The 22,356-nt window shown below is 59.4% G+C and carries 19 protein-coding genes; 9 read left to right on the top strand and 10 right to left on the bottom strand.

The genetic code is table 11. The annotated features are described in order from the left end of the window. Both I2D41_RS02045 and I2D41_RS02050 read left to right on the top strand, forming a co-directional pair. Positions 1-393: helix-turn-helix domain-containing protein (locus I2D41_RS02045; protein ID WP_195363381.1), on the top strand; the 393-nt coding region annotated here is incomplete at its 5' end. Between the two features lie 56 nt (positions 394-449). Continuing rightward, complete coding sequence (locus tag I2D41_RS02050; RefSeq protein WP_195363382.1) at positions 450-1,073, top strand: HAD family hydrolase; 624 nt, start codon at positions 450-452, stop codon at positions 1,071-1,073. 226 nt (positions 1,074-1,299) lie between these two features. Here I2D41_RS02050 and I2D41_RS02055 read toward each other — a convergent pair whose 3' ends face one another. Continuing rightward, positions 1,300-2,157, bottom strand: a complete 858-nt coding sequence (locus I2D41_RS02055; RefSeq protein WP_022095149.1) for a class II fructose-bisphosphate aldolase — start codon at positions 2,155-2,157, stop codon at positions 1,300-1,302. Positions 2,158-2,491: 334 nt separating this feature from the next. On the opposite strand from I2D41_RS02055, the gene I2D41_RS02060 reads away from it, so the two are divergent. Then, on the top strand, positions 2,492-3,295 hold the full coding sequence (locus I2D41_RS02060; RefSeq protein WP_195363383.1) for a DeoR/GlpR family DNA-binding transcription regulator: 804 nt from the start codon (positions 2,492-2,494) through the stop codon (positions 3,293-3,295). Between the two features lie 74 nt (positions 3,296-3,369). Here the strand turns inward: I2D41_RS02060 and I2D41_RS02065 are convergent, their stop codons facing one another. Both I2D41_RS02065 and I2D41_RS02070 read right to left on the bottom strand, forming a co-directional pair. Beyond that, the gene (locus I2D41_RS02065) at positions 3,370-4,530 is read right to left on the bottom strand and encodes an FprA family A-type flavoprotein (protein ID WP_195363384.1); all 1,161 of its coding nucleotides are present in this window, start codon (positions 4,528-4,530) and stop codon (positions 3,370-3,372) included. A gap of 129 nt (positions 4,531-4,659) precedes the next feature. Further along, positions 4,660-5,646 carry a LacI family DNA-binding transcriptional regulator gene (locus I2D41_RS02070; protein ID WP_195363404.1) on the bottom strand — a complete coding sequence of 329 codons (987 nt, stop codon included), beginning with the start codon at positions 5,644-5,646 and terminating at the stop codon, positions 4,660-4,662. 344 nt (positions 5,647-5,990) lie between these two features. Here I2D41_RS02070 and I2D41_RS02075 point away from each other — a divergent pair, with 344 nt between their 5' ends. The 3 genes from I2D41_RS02075 (at position 5,991) to I2D41_RS02085 (ending at position 10,016) form a co-directional block, all read left to right on the top strand. Further along, entirely contained in the window at positions 5,991-7,067 is a 1,077-nt protein-coding gene (locus tag I2D41_RS02075) for an aldose epimerase family protein (protein ID WP_195363385.1), read from the top strand. 124 nt (positions 7,068-7,191) lie between these two features. Then, complete coding sequence (locus I2D41_RS02080) at positions 7,192-8,397, top strand: galactokinase (protein WP_195363386.1); 1,206 nt, start codon at positions 7,192-7,194, stop codon at positions 8,395-8,397. Then, positions 8,388-10,016 carry a UDP-glucose--hexose-1-phosphate uridylyltransferase gene (locus tag I2D41_RS02085; protein ID WP_229042054.1) on the top strand — a complete coding sequence of 543 codons (1,629 nt, stop codon included), beginning with the start codon at positions 8,388-8,390 and terminating at the stop codon, positions 10,014-10,016. The genes I2D41_RS02080 and I2D41_RS02085 overlap by 10 nt, the downstream gene beginning before the upstream one ends. Positions 10,017-10,124: 108 nt before the next feature. On the opposite strand, the gene I2D41_RS02090 is transcribed toward I2D41_RS02085, so the two are convergent. The 6 genes from I2D41_RS02090 to I2D41_RS02115 form a co-directional block, all read right to left on the bottom strand. Next, the gene (locus I2D41_RS02090; protein WP_195363387.1) at positions 10,125-11,060 is read right to left on the bottom strand and encodes a hexose kinase; all 936 of its coding nucleotides are present in this window, start codon (positions 11,058-11,060) and stop codon (positions 10,125-10,127) included. A gap of 321 nt (positions 11,061-11,381) precedes the next feature. Continuing rightward, positions 11,382-11,906: a galactose-6-phosphate isomerase subunit LacB gene (gene lacB / locus I2D41_RS02095; RefSeq protein WP_006234831.1), complete on the bottom strand. Its 525-nt coding sequence runs from the start codon at positions 11,904-11,906 to the stop codon at positions 11,382-11,384. 63 nt (positions 11,907-11,969) lie between these two features. Continuing rightward, entirely contained in the window at positions 11,970-12,398 is a 429-nt protein-coding gene (gene lacA, locus I2D41_RS02100) for a galactose-6-phosphate isomerase subunit LacA (RefSeq protein ID WP_006234830.1), read from the bottom strand. A 307-nt stretch (positions 12,399-12,705) separates the two neighbouring features. Then, complete coding sequence (locus tag I2D41_RS02105; RefSeq protein WP_195363388.1) at positions 12,706-13,719, bottom strand: hypothetical protein; 1,014 nt, start codon at positions 13,717-13,719, stop codon at positions 12,706-12,708. Between the two features lie 280 nt (positions 13,720-13,999). After that, on the bottom strand, positions 14,000-14,338 hold the full coding sequence (locus tag I2D41_RS02110) for a PTS lactose/cellobiose transporter subunit IIA (RefSeq protein WP_006234827.1): 339 nt from the start codon (positions 14,336-14,338) through the stop codon (positions 14,000-14,002). Between the two features lie 214 nt (positions 14,339-14,552). After that, a complete protein-coding gene (locus I2D41_RS02115; protein ID WP_195363389.1) occupies positions 14,553-15,557 on the bottom strand; it encodes a LacI family DNA-binding transcriptional regulator in 1,005 nt (334 codons plus the stop codon). 355 nt (positions 15,558-15,912) lie between these two features. On the opposite strand from I2D41_RS02115, the gene I2D41_RS02120 reads away from it, so the two are divergent. Together I2D41_RS02120 and lacG (I2D41_RS02125) are read left to right on the top strand one after the other, a co-directional pair. After that, on the top strand, positions 15,913-17,688 hold the full coding sequence (locus I2D41_RS02120; RefSeq protein ID WP_195363390.1) for a lactose/cellobiose PTS transporter subunit IIB: 1,776 nt from the start codon (positions 15,913-15,915) through the stop codon (positions 17,686-17,688). Between the two features lie 67 nt (positions 17,689-17,755). Next, a complete protein-coding gene (gene lacG, locus I2D41_RS02125; RefSeq protein ID WP_195363391.1) occupies positions 17,756-19,195 on the top strand; it encodes a 6-phospho-beta-galactosidase in 1,440 nt (479 codons plus the stop codon). A 267-nt stretch (positions 19,196-19,462) separates the two neighbouring features. On the opposite strand, the gene I2D41_RS02130 is transcribed toward lacG (I2D41_RS02125), so the two are convergent. After that, positions 19,463-20,491, bottom strand: a complete 1,029-nt coding sequence (locus tag I2D41_RS02130; RefSeq protein WP_055310566.1) for a LacI family DNA-binding transcriptional regulator — start codon at positions 20,489-20,491, stop codon at positions 19,463-19,465. Between the two features lie 350 nt (positions 20,492-20,841). Between I2D41_RS02130 and lacG (I2D41_RS02135) the strand changes: the two genes are divergently transcribed. Beyond that, on the top strand, positions 20,842-22,284 hold the full coding sequence (gene lacG / locus I2D41_RS02135) for a 6-phospho-beta-galactosidase (RefSeq protein ID WP_022094683.1): 1,443 nt from the start codon (positions 20,842-20,844) through the stop codon (positions 22,282-22,284). Positions 22,285-22,356 lie beyond the last annotated feature (72 nt).

Genomic DNA, 22,356 nt, shown 5'->3' on the forward strand with positions numbered 1-22,356 from the left:
GAACCGCTCTTTTCCTCCGACGGCGCCTCTTGGATGACCGGCCGCGACGTACAGTTCAAGGCAATCCTGGACTTTATCCGCGCAAACTATGCAGCCGCTATAGATGTGCCCCAGATGGCATCTGCAGCCGGCGTAAGCGAAAGAGAGTGTTACCGCATTATCGAAGCTTGCGCAGGAACGACCCCGGCGGCATATCTACGCGCATACCGCATCAACCGTGCTTGCGAACTTTTGGCGCACACCACGCGAACGGTGCAGGCAATCGCTCGGCAATGCGGATTTGCGACAGCAAGCCATCTAGGGCAGGTATTTAAAGAACAAATGGGATGCACTCCTTCGAGCTATCGAGCAGTGAGGCAGAATTTCGATAGTACCAGGCAGAAATCCCGCTAGCCCTTCTTCTGTCACTGCATCAAACTTGCAGGCAAACAACAGATAGGAGCAACCATATGAAGCACTTTGACCATATCGTGTTTGATGTTGATGGAACATTGGCAGATACAGAAGAAAGCGTTCTGTCATCGCTTGCCCAGATTGTCCAAGAAAAGACCGGCAAAACGCTCCCACGAAACGAGCTTGAATTTGCCCTCGGCATACCCGGCAAGAATGCCCTTGAGAAACTTGGAATCTACTCGCAAGCAACGTTGGATCGCTGGTGCCAAGTTGCCGCCAGCTTTAAAAGCACCATCAGCGTGTTTCCAGGTTTGCTTGAAGTCATCGCAAAACTCGCCGATAGCGGTTGCAATCTTGGCATTGTCTCCTCACGTGCGCGCGACGAATACGCAGAAGAAATAGCACCTCTTGGCTTCGATAAGTTTTTTGAACACATCATCCTTGTCGAAGACACAACCGAGCACAAGCCTTCGCCCGCACCCATGCTCGAATATCTCCGGCGTACGGGCGCGAATCCTGGCAACGTCGTCTACGTTGGCGACACCGTCTACGACGAACAATGCGCAACTTCGGCAGGGGTCAGTTTTGCCAGAGCGGCATGGGGATCACACCAAGACATCCCAAACGCCACCTACAACCTCAAAACCCCCAACGACCTGCTAACCCTAACAACCAAGTAACCCCCGCGCCCCACCCTTTCAGCCCCAACACCACAAGGGCGATCGAGCAGGACGGCTTGGGCGGGTCCCCGTACTTAGTTTCCAAAATCATTCCGCAGCGCGAAGGCCCCCGTTGCCAACGCTTCGTAGAAGCGAGGCAACGGGGGCCTTCATGCGCGAGGACGTTTTGGAAACTAAGTACGGGGACCCGCCCAAGCCGTCCGGTGGGATCGGAGTACCCTTGCTGTTACTCTGCTTTGCCCACAGAGTTGAGGTTGGTCATGCGGATCTTAACCAGCTCGGTGATCTCACGCATGCCCTCCTTGGCCGGCTTCTTGGGGTCGAAGCAGGCGGGGTTCTCGGCCATGTAGGCCATGAAGCCCTTGGTGTAGGCCTGACGCAGCTCGGTGGCGTAGTTGACCTTGCAGATGCCGTTCTTCACAGCCTCGGCAACCTGCTCATCGGGCACACCGGAAGTGCCGTGCAGAACCAGCGGCACGTCGACGGCGTCGCGAATGGCCTTGACCACGGACTGCTCGATGTGCGGATCGCTCGTGTACACACCGTGGCTGGTGCCAACGCCAATTGCAAGGGAGGTGCAGCCGGTACGCTCGACGAACTCCTTGGCCTCGGCCGGATCGGTGTAGGGGCTCTCGCCCTCAACCGCAGGACCGTCGTCCTCCTTGCCGCCAACCTTACCGAGCTCGGCCTCGACGGGCACGCCCATGGCGCGGCCAGCGTCAGCGACGGACTTGGTCAGAGCGATGTTGTCCTCGAAAGACTCGTGCGAACCGTCAATCATGACAGAGGTGTAGCCAGTGCGGAAAGCCTGCATGCAGCGGTCATAGCCATCGCCGTGATCGAGGTGCAGGGCGACGGGCACGGAAGCGCGCTCGGCGGCAGCCTTGACCATGCCGTAGAAGTAGTCCAGACCAGCGGTCTTGATGGTGCCCGGGGTGGTCTGCATGATGACGGGGGACTTGGTCTCCTCGGCAGCAGCCAGAACGGCCATAACAAACTCGAGGTTCTCAACGTTGAACGCGCCGACGGCGTAGTGGCCGGCCTGAGCGTCCTTGAGCATCTTTTCGGTGGTAACAAGTGCCATGAGCGTTTGCTCCTCTCCCTCGCCCGCATCTGGACATCGGGCGTAGTTGTTCACAAGGCGTTTTACCTTGCGTTTTACTGCGCTCATTGTATGAAATTCAGCGTCTTTGCACGTGCGAGATATTGAGCCCATGCAGGTCAATACCGTCGTTTTTGAAAAGTAAACGGAAGGAATTGGAGCCGAGTGGGCGTGTTCGATATTGAATTTTGGGCGTTGAGCGTCTTTCTTTTATAGAAAAGATAAGTAATCGAAAGGTGTTTTCTTACTCAAAAAGAAAATGAACGAAAATAGAGTCAACACAATTCCTGCAAATTTAGCCGAGAATGGAGCAGACATGACCCAAGCTACCAACCGTGCTTTTGCCGACGAACGCCGCGCCGCCATCATGGAAATGCTCGAGCACAACGCCTCGGTGCAGGTAGCAGAAATCGCCCAGACCTTTGGCGTGTCCTCCGTCACCGCCCGCGCCGACCTGGACGCGCTCGCCGAAGCAGGCAAGCTGCGCCGCACACATGGTGGTGCCGTTTCGCTTCACAAGCGCCTGACCGTCTCCACGCAGGATCGCCGCATCAATGTCAACGTCGCCGCCAAGCAGGCCATCGCGCAAAGCGCCATCGAGCTCGTCAATGACGGCGACACGCTGCTCGTCGACTCGGGCACCACGGCGCTCGAGTTCGTCCGGCTCCTCGATCAACGCGACGGTATCACCGTCATCACAGCAGACATTACCATTGCCGATTACATCGACGAGAGCATGCCCTCAGTCGATGTCGTCATGCTGGGCGGGGCGCTGCGCAAAGGCCATCGTTATCTGTACGGTCCACTTACCATGCAGGCGCTCCAAATGGTCCATGCCGATCTGGCCGTCATGTGCCCTGGCGCTTTTGTTCCCGGCTGCGGCTTTACGACCGACTTTCCGCAGATGGCCGAGACCAAAACGGCTATGATCGCCGCAGCCCATCAAAGCGTCGCCCTCATGGACGCCAGTAAGGTCAACGGACGCGGCATGTACCGTTTTGCCGAGCTGACCGATGTCGACGCCATCGTGATGGACCGAGACCCCGAAGGCGCCGTCGCCACCTCAATCGCCAAGACCGCCGACGGCGCACGTCCAGCACTCATCATCGCCGCCAACTAAATAAAAACCACCACAAAGGTGCCTGTCCCCTTTGTGGTGGTTGTGATGGCTGAGCGTCAAAAGTGAATGTGTCGCTACTTGGACAGCTCGTCGGCAAGGGCCTCGATCTGAGCGCGCGAGGCGTCGTTGAGCGAGCCCAGCACAGTCACCTTGTTCTGCGTCAGGGTGATGTCCTTCATGCCCTCGAGCTCCTTGGTCATAACCTTGGCAGCTGCGGGCGCCCAGGAACCGGACTCGACAAGCGCCACGGTGCGGTTCTGGTAGGCATGCTCGGCGAGCGTGTGGATAAAGGTGCTCATGCACGGGAAGATCTCGCCCTGATAGGTAATGGAGGCGAGCACCAGACGGTCGTAGCGGAACGCATCCTCAACGGCCTCGGCCATGTCGTCGCGAGCCAGGTCAAAGACGGAGACCTTCTGGCCGCGAGCCTCAAGCGCAGATGCGAGCTCCTCGACGGCAGCCTTCAGATGGCCATACACGCTCGCATAGGCAATCGTGATGCCCTCGTCCTCGGGCTGATAGCTCGACCAGGTGTTATAGGTGTCGAGGTAGTAGCCCAGGTTCTCGGTCAGCACGGGGCCGTGGAGCGGGCAGATGATTTGGATGTCCAGGTCGGCGGCCTTCTTGAGCACGGCCTGCACGAACTTGCCGAACTTACCGACGATGCCAAAGTAGTAGCGGCGAGCCTCGCAAGCCCACCCCTCGGGATCCTCGATGTCGTTGGCGCCAAACTTGCCAAAGCCGTCGGCACTAAAGAGCACCTTGTCGGTGGACTCGTAGGAGAAGATTACCTCGGGCCAGTGAACGTTGGGGGCGCCGATAAAGGTCAGGCTGTGGCCGCCCAGGTCGAGCACGTCGCCCTCTTTGACGACCATCTTGCGCTCGGGGTAGTCGGTGCCAAAGTAGTTGACCATCATGCGGAAGGCGCCCATGCTGGCCACAATCTGTGCCTGGGGATAGCGCTCCATAAAGGCGGCGATACCGGCGGAGTGATCGGGCTCCATGTGATGGACAACCAGGTAGTCGGGCGTACGGCCATCGAGCACGGCCTCGAGGTTGCCGAGCCACTCGTCAACAAAACCGCCGTCGACTGAATCGGCGACAGCGATTTTATCGCCCAAGATAACATAGCTGTTGTATGCCATGCCGTTCTCGGACACGTCGTACTGGCCCTCGAACAGGTCAATGTCGTGATCGTCGACACCGATGTAGCGGATATCCTTGGTGATCTCCATCAGGCAAAGCCTCCTAGATAGACAAAAGAACCCGTCTATCATAACACTCGCCTTCATAGCCACGGCTATCCGTCAGCATCCTTACCGATTGTAATTGAGGCGGAATATACTGCCGTTGACCTGCACAAACTATGCGCGCAGTATCGCCGTGCTATGTCGAATAATGAGCTGGCCGGGAATACGGATGGCAACGGTTTTGCCCGCCGTACCCGCCTCGGGAACCGCATGCTCAAACACCTCGCGTCCGCGCTGATGTAGATCGAATCGCACGGTCGTGAGCTCGTTGTGTGCCACAAAATCATCGAGCGAATCGTCGACGCCCACCACGCTCACGTCCTCGGGCACGCGCAGGCCGCTATCACGCAGCGCGGCAATCGCGCCATTTGCCATCTGATCGTTTGCCGCATAGATCGCCGTCATGGTGTGATCGTGCTCGGCCAGATACCTGCCGGCTTCGTAACCGCTGTTGGCAGACCAGTCGCCCTCGAGCGGCTCTGCCGGCTCGATGTGTTTACGCTCGAGCGCATCCTGCCAACCGGCGCGACGAAATTGCTCGTCGACCGAGAACGACGGGCCGCCGATATAGCGAATCTGCTCGTGCCCCAGCTCAAACAGGTGATCCATAAGCAATAGCGAGCAGCCGTAATGGTCGGAATCGACCGTGGTCACCCGCGGGTGCGCGTACATGGTAACGATGACCGTGCCAATGCCCGGCAGTGGATCAAACGTCTCAAAATCGGGCGCCATGCGGCTCATGCCGATGATGATGCCGTCCACCGGCAATGCGGCCATACGACACGTGGCCTCGGCAAGCGAAAACTCCTCGGTCTTGGACATCTCGACCAACGTGATGGCGCAATTATGCTCGCGAGCAGCGCTGGCGATGCCGTCGATCATTGAGAGGTTGCCAAACTTGGTGACATCGTTGACGCACAGGCCGACCGAATGGTAGCGACCGTCGCGCAGCGAGCGACCGGCATAACTCGGACGAAAGCCGAGCTCTTGCATAGCGGCCTGCACGCGCTGGCGCGTCTGCTCGTTAACGTTGGGCAAGCCGTTGGCGACGCGCGAAACCGTCTGCTGCGAAACGCCGGCAGCGCGGGCGACGTCGGCCATGGAGACCGGACGCGAACCCGTGTCATTGGAAGGGCGCCTTGCCACAAAATCACCTTCGCTCCTGTAGGAAACCTAAATGCCCCATGCGAAATTGCAGGTCACACGGGAGGCTTTGTTGTCTATCGATAATGTTAACGTACTCTACTATACCTATCAGCAGTTATGCAGCGCCCTCAACACCACCTGAATACCGTTCACGGCTCATTTTCGACCGATTGCAGGAAAGCGAAGAAGTCCGTGGTTCCAGGCTATGAGTACGTTAACATAAGGCGTAAACACACCGATACCATGATAGTCTGCGTTCCGGGCGCGCAGACTATGGCGTCGTATTCGAAAGGACGCTCATGATTACCACAACTCCGTTCGGCACCGCCCCCAGCGGCTCGCCGGTTACGGTCTATAACCTTGTTTGCGCGGGTGCCCGCGTGCGTGTCATGGACTATGGCGCGACCATCCTTGGCATCGAGGTTCCCGATGCCTCAAACGATGTTGCCGACATCGTGCTCGGCTTCGATGCCCTCGATGGCTACTTCGACAATCCGGCATGCTACGGCGGAACTATTGGCCCTTCGGCCAACCGAACGGATAAAGGCCAAATCAAGATTGACGGCACGGTCTATCAGATGGCATGCAACGATGGTCCTGACAAAACCAATAATCTGCACACCGACCTTGAGCATGGCCTTCATAAGCGCGTGTGGAGCGCCACAGTCGACGAGATTACCAACACGGTGAGTTTTACATGTAAGTTGGCCGACGGCGAACTGGGCCTCCCGGGCAACCGCACCTTTACTGTTGCCTATGTCCTGCAGGCGGGGCCAACGGGTGCCGCAGAGCTCACCTGCACGCAAAGCTGCGTTACCGATGCCGACACCTTCGTCAACATGACCAACCACACGTACTTCAACCTTGCGGGGCACGATGCCGGCACGGTTCTGGACCAGGTCGCGACTATCGACGCCGAGGCTTTCCTCCCTCAGCGCCAGGACAACGTCTCTTCTGGCGAAGTTCGCCCCGTGGCCGACACGCCATTCGATTTCCGCGCACCCAAGGCGCTCGGCCGCGACATCGAGGCGAACGACGAGCAGCTCAAGATTGCACGGGGCTTTGACCATTGTTTCTGCCTGGATGGCTTTACCCCCGACGCCGATCCGCGCCACGCACTGCGCTTGCAAGATCCAAACTCGCGCCGCACGCTCGACATCTTCGTAACCGCACCGGGCGCGCATCTGTATACTGGCAACTGGCTCAGCGATATCGACACCAAAGACGGCTGCAGTTACGGTCCTCGCGACGGCGTCGCATTTGAGCCCGAGTTTTGGCCTGACAACAATCATCACACAGATTGGGCACATCCCGTCTGCACACCTGACCACCCGTTTAGCTCGACGATCGTCTACCGATTCTCGACGATTTGTTAACCCACCCTCGTCGAGGTGCGAGGAAGCAGCGTTATGACTCCCGCCCACTCCCTCGCACCTTGATATGTTTACGTACTCATAAGCAAAGCCCGGTAACTCGGGATAGCCAAGAAAGGAAGACACCATGACCGCCCCCGACGAAAAGACACTCGCCACGCTCACCAAGCTGTTTGAGGAGGAGTTTGGCCCCATCGGCGACCGCCAGGTGCTCTACGTGCACGCGCCCGGGCGTTCCGAGATCAGCGGCAATCACACCGATCACGAGGGCGGTCACGTTATCGCCGGCTCGCTCGATGTCGCCGTCGACGGCATCGCCGTGGCAACCGACTCCAACAAGATTCGCGTCGCCGACGAGGGCTATCCTACGTTTGAGATCGCGCTCGACACGCTAGATGTTCAGGAGTCCGAGAAGGGCACGTCCGCAAGCCTCGTCCGCGGCATGGCGCACGAGATTGCAGCCCTTGGCGTTGAGCCCCACGGCTTCGACTTCGCCTTCACCTGCTCCGTCCCCTCGGGTGGCGGCCTTTCCAGCTCTGCCGCCGTCGAGGCCGCGTACGGTCGTGCCATGGAGACTCTCTGGGGCGCGCCCGCCATTGAGCCCGTCACGCTCGCTCAGATGAGCCAGCGCACCGAAAACAACTACTACGGCAAGCCCTGCGGTCTGATGGACCAGGCCGCCGTATGTCTGGGCGGCCTTGCCTACATGGACTTTGAGGACCAGGCTCAGCCTAAGACCCAGAAGCTCGAGCTCAACTTTGAGGACCACGGCTATGCGCTCGTGCTCGTTAAGGTCGGCGCCGACCACGTGGCCGCCACCGATGACTACGCCGCCGTTCCGCGCGAAATGCAAGACGTCGCCGCCGAGTTTGGCAAGGCACGCCTGTGCGAGGTAAACGTTGCCGATTTTGACGCCAAGCTCCCCGAGCTGCGCGCCAAGCTGGGCGACCGTGCCTGCCTGCGCGCCGTTCACTACTGGTACGAGAACGGCCTGGTCGATAAGCGCTGGGCTGCCCTGAACGCCGGCGACATTGACCAGTTCCTGGTCCTGACGCGCGAGTCCGGAGCCAGCTCTGCCATGTACCTGCAGAATGTCGTTGCCAAGCTGGGCTCCGAGCAGCCCTCCATGTATGCCCTGGCACTGGCCGAGCATGTGCTCGACGGCCGTGGCGCCGTTCGTATTCACGGCGGCGGCTTTGGCGGTACCATCCAGGCCTTCGTGCCGCTCGATCTGGTCGACACCTTTATCACCAAGATGAACAGCTGGCTGGGCGAGGGCTCTGCCCGTCACTACGCCATCTCTGACAAGGGGGCTTACGCGGCATGGCTGTAATGACTGACGTGCGCGAGGCCGCGCAGAACCTGATCGAGTACGCTATCCACCGATCGATGATCGGCCAGGACGATCGCATCTGGGCATACAACACCATTTTGGAGTGCATCGGCGCCACGGGTCCCGCACTCGACATGGCTTGGGCGCTCCAGGTCGAGAAACTCTCGCTCTTACACCCCGATACCCTCCCCGACTTTGACCTAGAGGGCACGCTTGCCGCGCTTTCCGAGGCTGCCGTTGCCAACGGCGCCGCCGAGGACACGGTGTCGGGCCGCGACCGCATCGCCATGCGCATCATGGGCGCGCTCATGCCGAGGCCTTCGGTTGTAAACGAGGAATTCAACGGCCGCATGGGCGTCAACGAGCCCCGCGCCGCGACCGACTGGTTCTACGCCCTGTGCTGCGACGCCGGCTACGTGCGCCGCGCCGCTATCGCGCGCAACATCAAATGGAGCACCCCCACCAACTGGGGTGACCTGGAGATTACCATCAACCTGTCCAAGCCTGAGAAGGACCCGCGCGATATCGCCGCGGCCGGTGTGGCCAAGAACACGGGCGAGAAGTATCCCGCCTGCCAGCTCTGTATCGAAAACGAGGGCTATCCAGGACGCTCCGCAACAGCCGACGGCGGCGCCCACCCCGCCCGTCAGAACCTGCGCGTTATCCCCATTCAGCTCGACGGCGAGCGCTGGGGCTTCCAGTACAGCCCGTACGCATACTTTAACGAGCACTGCATTGCTATGAGCTCCGAGCATCGCCCGATGCACGTCGACCGCAAGGGGCTGACCTGCCTGCTCGACTTTGTGGACCTGTTCCCGCACTACTTTATTGGCTCCAACGCCGACCTGCCCATCGTGGGCGGCTCAATTCTGTCGCACGACCACTTCCAGGGCGGCGCACACGAGTTCCCCATGATGCATGCCGCCGAGGTCTCGCAGTTTAGCGTGCCCGGATTTGACCAGGTCAGCGGCACCGTGCTGCAGTGGCCGCTCTCGGTGCTGCGGCTGCGCTCGCATGACCGTGCTCAGCTGCTCGACGCTGCCGAGAAGATTATCCTCGCTTGGCGCGAGTGGACCGATGAGTCGGTTGGCGTCGTCGCGCGCACAGCCGACGGCGTTGCGCACAACACCGTGACGCCCGTCATCCGCCGTGTCGACTCCCGCGGCAATGCTGGCGGCGAGATCTACGAGGCCTACCTGGCGCTTCGCTGCAACATCACGACCGACGAGCATCCGTTGGGCGTTTTCCACCCGCATGCCGAGTATCACCATATTAAAAAGGAAAACATCGGCCTGATCGAGGTCATGGGCCTGGCCATTCTTCCGCCGCGCCTGGTTCCCGAGCTCGGCGCTGTCCGCGAGCATCTGCTGGCAGCCAAGGCCGATGCCAGCTACGACCTTGCCGGTGCGCTCGAGGGCGATGATCTATGCCGCAGCCACGCCGCATGGGCCGAGGATGTCTATGCCCGCCGCGCCGACGAACTTACGGCCGACAACGCCATCGATATCCTGCACGAGGAGGTCGGCGTGGTGTTTGGCCACGTGCTCGACAACGCCGGCGTTTTCAAGTGGGACGAAGCCGGCCGCGCCGCCCAGCAGCGCTTTATCGACTCGTTGTAATGATCCCTTGGGGACGGAGGAAAACGAATCATTTCGTCTTCAAGACAACGGCGCCCGCCGGCAACATCGCCGGCGGGCGCCGTTTTTAAGTGTTCGGTGTCGCGACTCCTACAGTTCAGTCACGACAACACTGTTGTAGATCTCGTCCCAGCGATCCATGACCAGGTGGCCGGTCTTGGGATCCATGGCGTTGAGCTTGCCGCAGGTATTGGCGGTCTTGAGCACCGTGACGTCGTCGGCGCCGGCAGCAATGGCATGCGCAAAGCCGGCGATGGTCGAGTCACCGGAACCCGTCGCGTTCACGGCCGCAATCGCGGGCGTCTTGGCGCGGAACGCGCGACCCTCATGGAAGCCCACCGAACCGGCAGCGCCCATCGAAACGACAACCCAGGGAATACCGGCAAAGCGGCCATCGGCGGCAAGCGCCTCGCGCAGGGCATCGACATCATCGGTCGTAAAGGACGTACCCAGCAGGCCGTTAATCTCGGTCAGATTGGGCTTTACGAGCTCAGGCTTAGCGTCGGACTCCAGCGCGGCCTCCAGCGATGCACCCGAGGTGTCGAGCAGCACCTTGGCGCCCGCCTCCTCGGCGATCTTGACGAGCTCGGCATAGTAGCCGGCATCGACGCCACGCGGCAGCGAGCCCGAAAGCGTCACAACGTCCGCCTTCGCTGCAAGCTTGGCGAACTTGGCCGTAAAGGCCTCGAGCTCGGCCAGGGCGATCTGCGGGCCGCTCTCCAGCAGCTCGGTCTGATTGCCCTCGTGCAGGATATTCAGGCAGATGCGCGTCTCACCGGCGATAGGCACAAAGTCGTTCTTGACGCCATCGGCATCCATGAGCTCGGCCATATAGGCACCCATGTGGCCGCCAAGCAGACCGGTTGCAAGTACGTCGTCGCCTAGCTGCAGCAACACGCGGCTCACGTTGAGACCCTTACCGCCAGCGGTCTTTTCGGGCGTCACGCGGTTAACATCGTCGATGACCAGCTTGTCGAGCTGATAGCGCGTATCAATCGACGGGTTCATGGTAACGGTCAGAATCATATTGAACTCCTGTTTAGAAAACCGGCCCGCGCCCCATTACAGAAACGCGAGCCGTCAATTAAAAAGCTGTAGAATACCAGGTACCGCCAAAACGAAGCACACAAGCCAAGCAAGCAAACGTGTTATCGGAGCAGTTCGCTTGCCAGAAGACCTCGCAGTTCACTTCAACGTCAGCGAGAAGCCAGCTGGTGAGGCAAGGTGCCGTGAAGCGAGGCGGCATTGACCTTCTGGTCATGCCGCCGAAGCTGAACGGCAGATTGCCCGCCAGATGGCTTCGCAGCGTCGACCCGTTACGCGGTTTGGTAAAACCGCGTAACCTCCTTAGTCGTGGTACTCGCCGCGGTCCCACTTCTCGAGGAACTCGTCAAAGAAGTGCGGGTCAGCCTGAGCCTCGGCGTCGGCCTTATTGCAGGCATCGATCTTGGCAATCAGGGCATCGTGCTCGGGGGTCTTCTCGTAGGGCTCCTCCAGGAAGGCAAGCATGATGTCGGCCATCAGGAACTCGCCGGTGATCTTGCCGCCAAAGCCCACAATGTTGGCGTTGAGCTCGCGACGGGCATACAGGGCAGAGGTCATGTCGCGGACCAGGGCGCAGCGGGCGCCGGGGACCTTGTTGACGGCGTTGGTGATGCCGATGCCGGTGCCGCACAGGGCCACGCCAAAGTCGGCCTTGCCGCTGGCAACAGCCTCGCCCACGGCCTTGCCGTAGATGGGATAGTGCGTACGGGTGTGGCTGTAGGTGCCGCAGTCGAGCACCTTGTAGCCAGCCTGCTCCAGGCGGTCGGCCAGATAGATCTTCTCGTCCGTAACGATATGGTCGCAACCGATTGCGATGGTCTTCTTCATCAGAACGTCCTTTCGTCTGAATTCACAAGTTGAGGTAGAAGTTCGAGTTCTCGGTGGCTCTCGTTAGGCCATCTTGTTGAGCATGTCGACACGGATCTGGTGACGGCCGCCGGCGTACTGGGCACGCAGGAACTCACGGGCGATCTTCTTAGCGACCTCGGTGCCCACAACGCCCGGGCCCATGGTGACCATGCGCGAGCCGTTGTGCTCGCGGGTCATGTAAGCGGAACGCTCGTCGGAAATGTTGGCGACGACCATGCCCTTGATCTTGACGGCGGCCATATAGGAGCCGACGCCGTACTTATCGAATGCGAAGCCCTGGGAATCCTTGTGCTCCAGCAGGTCCTTGGCAACGGCGGTCGCGGAATCGACAAAGTCCGCGGCAGGGGTCTCGGAATAGTCGACGACCTCGTGACCGTCGGCGATGAGCATCTCCTTGATGGACTCCTTCATCGACATACCGTCGGCATCGGAAGCGATTACAACCCTCATGACATCCTCCTTGAGAGATACGCAAGTGCGTAGTTTCTGTTTGGAAGTGTTGAATCGCATTCAGGTCCGGGCATCTGAATGTGCGGTTCTTCACTGTTCATGTTTATTTGAACACATTCGAACAGTAACTGCAACAACTATTTGTTTATCTTTGTTCTTTTTTGAACAAATACCGTTCACAGATGATTGCTGACCGTTTGGACCGGGCGCGGACGTAGCGACCATGTGTTCAACAAACAAAAGGGCGGCCGAGAACGTGTCTCGACCGCCCTTCTCACGGTTGATCTTCCAAAGATCGCTTTGCCGCCTACTCAGACTGCCCGCTCTTCTTGGCATGTTTGGACGGACCGCTCAAGAAACGACCCGTCAGATAGTTCGCGGGACCGGAGATATCGATCCCCAGCAGCACGTGTCCTAGCCATAGGAACGCCGCGAGCACCAGTAGAGGAATCACACACGAGGTCACGATCATTACGATGACGCCTTCGATGAGGTCGGTCACCTGCTGCACGATCTCATCGGTCATCTGCTTGGCGCCGCTGGTCACCGACGTGACCAGGTTCGAGGCCCCATCAGTCAACTGCTCAAGCACGTTTTTGGACTCCGTGGCCTCGGCCTTTTTCTTGCTTGCCTTGGAGTTATCACTATCTGCCGCACTCGCAGCGTCAGTCGCCTTTTGCTCGGCCGCCTCGATGCTCACTCGATACGTTTCGTCGACCTTTTGCGACACCCATACGCTTGCAGGCACCAACGCCATGCCGATCACGGCAACCACCAGCACGCGCGTCGCCGCACGGCGCAGGACGGCGCTCGTGCTCCAGCGCCCGTGAATGCCGAGCGACACCGCAAAGAGCACCAACGCAAGCGGGATTAAGATGCCCAAGCCAACCGACCACAAAATCGTGAGCAAATATTTTTCTAGGTATAGCACGGCAAGCACGATACCAAGGTTGCCTGAAAGCTGCGCGAGCTGCTCGGCGACCGGCGTCCCCGTATCACCCGGCAGCGCGGTAATGCCCGCAGACAGCGCCACGCACGAGGTCGTGAGCGCCAAAACATTGCCCTTCTTTTGATCGATGACCTCGATGGTGGAGTCCCAAGTCTTGGTATCGGCAAAATGCGGGCGCGCGACAAAGCCCGACAGCAGCGCCAGCACCACGAGCGCAACGATAAAGCCAATCTGCAACTTTTTGTTTGCGCACACGACATCGGACAGGCTGGGCTGCAGCTCGGTAACCGTCGTATGCTCGGTTATCTGGACAGGACGCCCATGAGCCATCTCATACGCGTCTCTTTTTTGAATTGATCCGTTGTCCGGCATTTGGATACCTCCTCAGTCCGGCGTTTAATGCGAAAGGAAGTATACCCACCGAGCAAAAATCGAACGGGAGGACGAACGGAGCGCACCAAGACTGTCCCCAATGACTAGTCGTTTAAGAACGTCCCCAATGACTATCTCGGGATAAGTTGCGGTGGAATAGGGATTGTTTTGTGCCCGCCGGCCCCTATTCAGTCCCTATTCCACCGCAACTTGGAGGAGGACAGAAAAAGCCCTGTCGCGCGGCAGGGCTTTTGGAAGGGGACTTGGTTGTGAGGGCTCGTTAGGCGAGCTTGGCCTCGAGCTCGGCGATGCGCTTGTAGGCATCGATGGTAAAGCGGGTCTGCTTCTCCAGGATCATAGTGGTCATGAGAGTGTCCTGAGCGTGAGCCATGATGAAGGTCATCTCCATCTCGCCACCGCCGGCCTCCTGCGAAAGCAGTTTGGTCTGCGTGTCGTGGGCACCGATGAGCGCATCGCTGGCATCCTTGTGCAGCTGTTCGGCCTTCTCAAAGTCACCCTCGCGAGCAGCATCGAGCGCTGCAAGCAGATCGGTCTGGGCGTCACCTGCGTATGCGACGATCTCGAATCCAACCATCGAGATTTCTTCTTTGGTTGCCATATTGCGTTCCTTTCACATATGAACCAATGGAGAGCATCGCGTCCGGGCATACGCGCTGCGTTGTGTATGACAGAAACAATAACATTCAAACAAAAAAGAACAGCTCAAAACGTAATTTCGAACTATGAACGGTCACTTTTCGTCCGTGAACGGTTTTTAAACCAATCTGAACAATATCGAACACAATTAGCGGCAACCCAAACAGGGCCGCACCCTAACGCAAATCGCGCACCGTATCGCCCTCTACGAGCACACCGGGGATCAGCATGTGCTCCACGCCAGACGCACCCACATCGGCGCCGGCAATCTTGTCGACCGCCCACATGCCGACGCGCTTGTTGTCAAAGCGCACCGTGGTCAGGCGACGGTCGGGCACGATATCGCCCAGGCTGTCATCAACACCCACCACGCTCACGTCCTCGGGCACACGCCTTCCGCACGACTCGAGCCCGCGAATGCAGCCGTAGGCCATGGCATCGTTGGAAGCATAAATGGCCGTACAGGTCGGATCTTCCGCCAGAGCCTGACCGGCGGCATATCCGCTCTGTGCCGTCCAATCCCCACGGACGGGTCGCGGCGGTTCAATACCATGCGCGCGCAATTTCTCGCGCCAGCCTTCCTCGCGCCGCATGCCCGAAAGCGAGCGCTCGGGACACGAGATAAAATGCACGGTTTTGTGCCCCCGCCCCAGCAGGTACTCGACCACCTGGCGCGAGCAATCGAACTGGTCGTTATCGACCGTTGAACAGAGCGGGTGCTCCAGCATCGTAACGAGCACCGTCTGCATGCCGGGCAGCGGCTCGAAGGTGCCAAAGTCCGCCGGCATGCGATTCATGATCACGACCATGCCGTCTACCGGCAGCGCGCTCATACGCGACGATGCGCTCTCGAGGGTATAGGGATGTCCATCTACTTTAGTGAGGGTGATGGCATAGCCATGTTTGTCGGCCGCGGCGGCAAAGCCCTCCATACGGTCGAGGTTGCCGGTACCGGTAATGTTGAACATGGCGACGCCGACGGTCTTAAACTTGCCACGGCGCAGCGATCGACCGGCGAAATTGGGGCGATACCCCAGCTCGCGCATGGCGGCACGCACGCGTTCCTTGGTCTCGGGGCGCACGCTGGGCGAATCGTGCACGGTGCGCGAGACCGTCTGCTCCGAGACGCCCGCGAGACGCGCCACGTCCTTAACGGAAACCGATTTTTTAACAGCGGCCATAGGTCGATCTTTCTATGTCAACGATGCCATTGGCGGCATCCTACGCAGTCAAATGAACGCCTTCAAGTATATCCAACGCCTCCCCGCAATACGCTTACCACCCAAAACCTACCGTTCACCGACAATCCCGCTTCCCCGAACGGCTTTTGTCGCCCAAATGTTAACGTTGCCATTGCGCAAACACAGAGCCACCGGGCGGCTCAAACGTTTACGCGTAAGGAATCGATGGTTCGCAGGCACAGGAACCACTGGTTCACGTCTTTATTTGTGTCGCAAAATGGCAACGTCAACATTTTGGCAACCGAACGCCAAAAGCTACCATCGTTGCTAACCCACCGACTCTTAGGAGCATTGCATGGAGCAACTCATCGCCATCATCGAAAAGGGCCAGCCCTTTTTCAACGCGATCGCCCGCAACAAGTACCTCAAGGCGATCCGCGACGGCTTTATCTCCGTCATCCCCATCATCATCTTCTCGTCCATCTTCTGCCTGGTAGCCTCGGTCCCCAACATCTGGGGTTTCTACTGGCCCGATGACATCAACAACGCCCTGTGGAAGTGCTACAACTACTCCATGGGTATCCTGGCCATCGCCTGCGCCGCCACCACTGCCAAGCACTTCGCCGACGCCCAGAACCGCGATCTGCCCAAGAACAACCAGATCAACTTCATCTCGTGCATGTGCGCGGCCATCATCGGCTTCCTGCTCCTTTCGAGCGACACCATCGCCACGGATGCCGCCAGCGGCTTCAACACCACCTATCTTGGTTCCAAGGGCCTGCTGACCGCCTTTATCGCTGCGTTTGTGACCGGCATCATCTACAAGTTCTTCATCAAGCGCAACATCACCGTCAAGATGCCCGAGCAGGTTCCGCCCAACATCTCGCAGACCTTTAAGGACATCATCCCCTTCTCCGTCTGCATCACCGTCTTTTGGGTCTTTGACATCGTCTTCCGTGCTGCCTTTGGCTTCTGCTTTGCCCAGGGCGTCATCCAGGTGTTCCAGCCCCTGTTCACCGCTGCCGACGGCTACATCGGCCTCGCTGTGATCTACGGCGCCATGAGCCTCTTCTGGTTCGTCGGCGTCCACGGCCCCTCGATCGTCGAGCCCGCCATCGCCGCCGCCCTCGTTGCCAACATGACCGACAACCTGGCTGCATATCAGGCTGGCGCGCACGCCTCCGCTGTCCTGACGCAGGGCGCCCAGTACTTCGTCGTCTGCATGGGCGGTACCGGCGCCACGCTCGTCCTGGTCTTTATGTTCTGCTTCCTGGCCAAATCCCAGGAGATGCGCGCCGTCGGTAAGGCCGCCATCGTCCCCGTGTGCTTTGCTGTCAACGAGCCGCTGCTGTTCGCCGCGCCCATCGTGCTCAACCCCGTCTTCTTTGTCCCGTTTGTCTTTGCCCCGATCGCCAACATCTGGATCCTCAAGATCTTTATCGACTTCTTGGGCATGAACGGCTTTATGTACACCCTGCCTTGGACTGTCCCCGGCCCCATCGGCACCATCATGGGCTTGGGCTTCCAGCCGCTCGCCTTTGTGATGCTCGCCCTCATCTTGGTCGTCGACTTTGTCCTGTACTATCCGTTCTTCCGTGCCTATGACGCCCAGAAGTGCGCCGAGGAGGCCGAGATCTCCCAGGAGGAGCTCGCCGCCAAGAACGCCGAGAAGGCCGCCAAGCTCAACGACGCCTTCCAGGGCAAGGCCGATGCCAAGAGCGTTGCCGCCGGTGCCGCAGCCGAGGCCGTGAAGGCCGACGCCCCCGCCGCTTCCACAGCACCCGCTGCCGAGGCAACGACCGCTAGCGACCTCAACGGCAAGCGCGTGCTCGTGCTCTGCCAGGGTGGCGGAACCTCGGGCCTGCTCGCCAACGCGCTGGCCAAGGCTGCCAAGGAGCGCGGCATCAATCTGGAGACCGCTGCCGAGGCCTATGGCAACCACGTCGACATGCTCCCCGACTTTGACCTGGTCGTCCTGGCCCCGCAGGCCGCCAGCTACCTGGCCGACCTGCAGAAAGACTGCGAGCGCGTGGGCAACAAGTGCGTCGCCTGCCGCGGTAAGCAGTACATCGAGCTCTCCCAGAACGGCGACAAGTCTCTCGCCTTCGTCTCCGAGCAGCTTTCGAAGTAAGTAACGCGTAAAGGCCAGCCGACCATCCACAGCCGGCTGGCCCTTCGATTTAGACGATTGGATCATCATGTCCGTTAACCCCGCCAGCGTCACCAACCCGCCCGCGCAGTTTCCCGAGGACTTTGTCTTTGGCGGCGCCACTGCTGCCTACCAGGTAGAGGGCGAGACCCGCACCCACGGTAAGGGCAAGGTTGCCTGGGACGACTTCCTGGAGGCCCAGGGCCGCTTCTCCCCCGATCCCGCTTCCGACTTCTACAACCAGTACCCTGTCGATCTGGAGCTGTGCGAGGAGTTCGGCATCAACGGCATCCGCCTCTCCATCGCCTGGAGCCGCATCTTCCCCAACGGCACCGGCGAGATCAACCCCGAGGGTGTGCAGTTCTACCACGACCTCTTCGCCGAGTGCCACAAGCACCACGTTGAGCCGTTCGTCACGCTGCATCACTTTGACACGCCGCTTCCCCTCTTTGAGAAGGGCGACTTCCTCAACCGCGAGACCATCGACGCCTTTGTGGACTTTGCCACCTTCTGCTTTAAGGAGTACGCCGACGAGGTGACCTACTGGTTCACCTTTAACGAGATCTGGGCCGACGCCTCCAACACCTACATCGAGGGCACCTTCCCCGGTGGCGTCAAGGCGCATCTGGCCGAGGCCTTCCAGTGCGAGCACAACATGATGCTCGCCCACGCCAAGGCCGTGCTGGCCTTCCACAACGGCGGCTTTAAGGGCAAAATCGGCGTCATCCAGTCGCTGGAGTTTAAGTACCCGCTCAACGAGAACGACCCCGCCGACATCAAAGCCGCCAACAACGAGCACGTGCTGCAAAACCAGTTTTTGCTCGACGCGACGTTCCGCGGCGAGTATGCCCCCGACACCCTCGAGTGCGCCAACCGCCTGGCTGCCGTCTCGGGCGGCACCATCGAGATCTTGGACGAGGACCTCGAGATTATGCGCGAGGCAGCGCTCTACAACGACTACCTGGGCGTTAACAACTATCAGTGCCGTTTTTTGAAGGCTTACGATGGCGAGAACGACCTGCACCACAACGGTACGGGCGAGAAGGGCACCGGTCGCTGGCGCGTCAAGGGCATTGGCGAGCATGTGAACAAGCCCGGCATCCCCACCACCGACTGGGACTGGATCATCTATCCCGAGGGTCTGTTCGATCTGCTCGTCTACATTAAGCAGCGCTACCCCAACTACAAGCAGATCTTCATCACCGAGAACGGCATGGGCTACAAGGACCCCTACAAGAACGGTTTTGTGGACGACCAGCCGCGCATCGACTACATCGAGCAGCACCTGCGTTGGCTGCTCAAGGCCATGGAGGTGGGCGTCAACGTGGGCGGCTACTTCCTGTGGAGCCTGCAGGATCAGTTCTCCTGGACCAATGGCTACAACAAGCGTTACGGCTTCTTTTACGTTGACTTTGAAACCCAGAAGCGCACGCCCAAGGCAAGCGCCTACTGGTACAAGCACGTGGCGCAGACCCGTCGTCTGGACTAGTGGCTGGCGGGGTTGCCCGCTCACACAACCTGTCCCCATTTCTCAGCCGGGGGCGGCACGTCACACGGCGCGCCGCCCCCGGTCTTTTTGTTTTTGGGCTGGTCGGGAGCCGTTTGTCTCGATCTGTAACATCTAGCCGAGTTTTTTGGTCCTAGCTGTTACAGATTGAGACGAACAGGATTGCTCTTTCCGAAGAATCTAAATCTGTAACACGTAGCCCGCTTTTGACCGTCTACCTGTTACAAATCGAGACAAACGGAGTAGGACCTAACCCCGTATGTCCCTAACAGTCGAGCGTTCGACCAGCGTACTCGGCACATGAATCGCCTCGATAGACGAGCTCTCTCCAATCGCCGCCTCAAACGCAAGCTTACCGACACCGCGCAAATCAAATCGCAGCGTCGTCAGTCGATTGTGAGGAACAAGTCCCTCGAGTGCGTCGTCGATACCAACCACGCTCACGTCGTCGGGCACGGACAGGCCCGCGTTCTCGAGCGCGGCGATAACGCCCAGCGCCATCTGGTCATTTGCCGCAAGCACGGCAGTCGGCGCCTGCGACCCGCCGGCAAGCACCTCGGCCGCAATCCGCTCGCCCATGGCGTACCCACTGTCCGCACTCCAATCGCCACGCAGCATCGGAGCGGCATCGACATGAGCACGACCCAGCGTATCGCGCCAACCGGCCTCACGAAAACGCGAGGAAATCGAGTTTTCCGGACCCGCCACAAACCGCATATTCGAGTGACCATGTTCCAGCAGATAATTGGTCAACAGCTCGCACGAACCATACTGGTCGGAGTCGATCGTCGTGCAGCGCGGATGCGCATACATGGACAGGATGACCGTTCGCACTCCCGGCTGGGGAACAAACTCCTCAAAATCGGGAGCCATGCGGTTCATGTTGAGAATCATGCCGTCGACGGGTCGCTCGACCATGCGGCGCGAGGCATCGGCAAGTGTATAGGGCTTGTCGCCGCCCATCTCGATCATAGTGACGGCAAAATCGTGCTCGCGCGCCGCTTGCATGATACCCTCGAGCGTCGCCAGGTTACCGACACGTGTGATGTTGTACATGCACAGGCCAATAGAACGATACGACCCGCCGCGCAACGCCGCTCCAGCAAAATTGGGACGAAAGCCCAGCTCTTCCATGGCGGCCAGCACACGCTTGCGCGTCTTTTCCGTCACGTTGGGCATACCGTTGACCACGCGAGACACAGTCTGGCGGCTCACGCCAGCGAGCGCCGCAACCTCTGCCGCGCTCGCAGAATGACCATTCCTTGTCTGCTGAGCCATGCCTTCCACGCTAACCTGCTTCCCAACTATTCCCCGCGCCCATGGCGCATCGTACATACATCGATAACGTGCTCATGATACCCGAGCCATATACCACAACATGAAAACTTCTGTCAATCAAAACCGCTTACCGAACAAATACAACCGTTCGCGGCTGTTTGAAGTTGTTTTGTTTCTATACATCCCAGGCGGATGTTAACGTGCTCATTGTCAAATGTTCACGTGCTCATTTTGGTTCTAATCATTTTAAGATAGTGTTTATCGGGCTTTTTCACCGCTGAACGCTAACCAGGGAGCCTCCTGAGCGCAAACGCACAATATCGAACAGCGAGACGAGAGGGTGTATGCATATGTCTTTGCTAAACCGCGTACAGCAGCTGCCGAAGGGCTTTGTTTGGGGCGCCGCAACCGCCGCGTACCAAACGGAAGGTTCCACGAAGGTGGCAGGCAAGGGTAAGACCATGTGGGACGATTACCTTGTCGCCCAGGGTCGCTTTTTGCCCGACCCGGCCAGTGATTTCTACAACCGCTACGAGGAGGATATCCGCCTTTCTGCCGAGCATGGACTCAACGCCATCCGTGTGTCCATCGCCTGGACCCGCATCTTCCCCAACGGCGACGATGCCGAGCCCCTCGCCGAGGGCGTTAAGCACTACCACGAGCTGTTCGCCTGCTGCAAAAAGTATGGCGTCGAGCCCTATGTGTCCCTGCATCACTTTGACTCCCCCGCCGCCCTGTTCAACCAGGGCGACTGGCTCAACCGCAAGACCGTCGACGCCTATGTGCGCTATGCCGAGTTCTGCTTCCGCGAGTTCCGCGAGGTCAAGAATTGGTTCACCATCAACGAGCTCATCAGCCTCTCGCACTCCCAATACATCCAAGGCAACTTCCCGCCCAACCATCACTTTGATGTGACGAGCGGCATCCAGAGCCAGCACAACGAGCTCGTTGCCCACGCCCGCGCCGTCAACCTGTATAAGGATCTTGACGAGACCGAGCACCTGGGCGGCCGCATTGGCATGGTCAACGTCCTGACGCCGGCATATCCTGCCACCGACTCGCCCGCCGACCAGCACGCCGCCGACCTGTACAACGCCTTCTACACCGACTTCATCATGGACGGCGCCTTCCTGGGCCACTACTCCGCGCGCACCCTCTCACTCATCAACGAGATTCTGCGTGCCAACAACGCCACGCTTACGGTTGAGGACAGCGACATGGAGGAGCTCGCCAAGGCGGCGCCCCGCAACGATATGTTCGGCCTCAACTACTATCAGTCGGCGTTTATCGCCGCCTACGATGGCGAGTCCACCAACAGCTTTAACGGCACCGGAGACAAGGGCACCTCGTGCTTTAAGTTTAAGGGCGTCGGGCAGCAGGTCGATATGCCGGGTATCCCCACCACCGACTGGGATTGGCTCATCTACCCGCAAGGCCTCTACGACACGCTCAAGCACATCAGCGCCACCTATCCCAACCTCCCCGTCATCTATATCACCGAAAACGGCCTGGGCCACAAGGACCCCGAGCCCGACGCAAACGGCATCGTCGCCGATCCCGAGCGCATCGACTTTGTCGACCAGCACATGGAGAAGGTGCTCCAGGCGCGCGCCGAGGGCGTCGACGTCCAGGGCTACTTTATCTGGAGCCTGCAGGACCAGTTCTCGTGGGCCAACGGCTATAACAAGCGCTACGGCCTGTTCTACATCGACTTCGACACGCAAAAACGCTACATCAAGCAGTCGGCACTCTGGTACAAGGAGCTCGCCGACACTATGGCGGACGCGCAGTAGCGCATCGCCTCGCTTTCCCCCGAGAAGGGAGCGGCCCTATGCGATACAAACCCAGCCGCTCCCCTCTCTCCC

Source organism: Collinsella aerofaciens (assembly GCF_015552075.1).
Classification (GTDB): Bacteria; Actinomycetota; Coriobacteriia; order Coriobacteriales; family Coriobacteriaceae; genus Collinsella; species Collinsella aerofaciens_Y.

What these genes read in the sequence shown, in the direction of transcription:
- I2D41_RS02050 (WP_195363382.1), top strand. Translation starts at nt 450, where the DNA reads ATGAAGCACTTTGACCATATCGTGTTTGATGTTGATGGAACATTGGCA.
- I2D41_RS02055 (WP_022095149.1), bottom strand. Translation starts at nt 2,157, where the DNA reads ATGGCACTTGTTACCACCGAAAAGATGCTCAAGGACGCTCAGGCCGGC.
- I2D41_RS02060 (WP_195363383.1), top strand. Translation starts at nt 2,492, where the DNA reads ATGACCCAAGCTACCAACCGTGCTTTTGCCGACGAACGCCGCGCCGCC.
- I2D41_RS02065 (WP_195363384.1), bottom strand. Translation starts at nt 4,530, where the DNA reads ATGGAGATCACCAAGGATATCCGCTACATCGGTGTCGACGATCACGAC.
- I2D41_RS02070 (WP_195363404.1), bottom strand. Translation starts at nt 5,646, where the DNA reads ATGGCCGACGTCGCCCGCGCTGCCGGCGTTTCGCAGCAGACGGTTTCG.
- I2D41_RS02075 (WP_195363385.1), top strand. Translation starts at nt 5,991, where the DNA reads ATGATTACCACAACTCCGTTCGGCACCGCCCCCAGCGGCTCGCCGGTT.
- I2D41_RS02080 (WP_195363386.1), top strand. Translation starts at nt 7,192, where the DNA reads ATGACCGCCCCCGACGAAAAGACACTCGCCACGCTCACCAAGCTGTTT.
- I2D41_RS02085 (WP_229042054.1), top strand. Translation starts at nt 8,388, where the DNA reads ATGGCTGTAATGACTGACGTGCGCGAGGCCGCGCAGAACCTGATCGAG.
- I2D41_RS02090 (WP_195363387.1), bottom strand. Translation starts at nt 11,060, where the DNA reads ATGATTCTGACCGTTACCATGAACCCGTCGATTGATACGCGCTATCAG.
- lacB (WP_006234831.1), bottom strand. Translation starts at nt 11,906, where the DNA reads ATGAAGAAGACCATCGCAATCGGTTGCGACCATATCGTTACGGACGAG.
- lacA (WP_006234830.1), bottom strand. Translation starts at nt 12,398, where the DNA reads ATGAGGGTTGTAATCGCTTCCGATGCCGACGGTATGTCGATGAAGGAG.
- I2D41_RS02105 (WP_195363388.1), bottom strand. Translation starts at nt 13,719, where the DNA reads ATGCCGGACAACGGATCAATTCAAAAAAGAGACGCGTATGAGATGGCT.
- I2D41_RS02110 (WP_006234827.1), bottom strand. Translation starts at nt 14,338, where the DNA reads ATGGCAACCAAAGAAGAAATCTCGATGGTTGGATTCGAGATCGTCGCA.
- I2D41_RS02115 (WP_195363389.1), bottom strand. Translation starts at nt 15,557, where the DNA reads ATGGCCGCTGTTAAAAAATCGGTTTCCGTTAAGGACGTGGCGCGTCTC.
- I2D41_RS02120 (WP_195363390.1), top strand. Translation starts at nt 15,913, where the DNA reads ATGGAGCAACTCATCGCCATCATCGAAAAGGGCCAGCCCTTTTTCAAC.
- lacG (WP_195363391.1), top strand. Translation starts at nt 17,756, where the DNA reads ATGTCCGTTAACCCCGCCAGCGTCACCAACCCGCCCGCGCAGTTTCCC.
- I2D41_RS02130 (WP_055310566.1), bottom strand. Translation starts at nt 20,491, where the DNA reads ATGGCTCAGCAGACAAGGAATGGTCATTCTGCGAGCGCGGCAGAGGTT.
- lacG (WP_022094683.1), top strand. Translation starts at nt 20,842, where the DNA reads ATGTCTTTGCTAAACCGCGTACAGCAGCTGCCGAAGGGCTTTGTTTGG.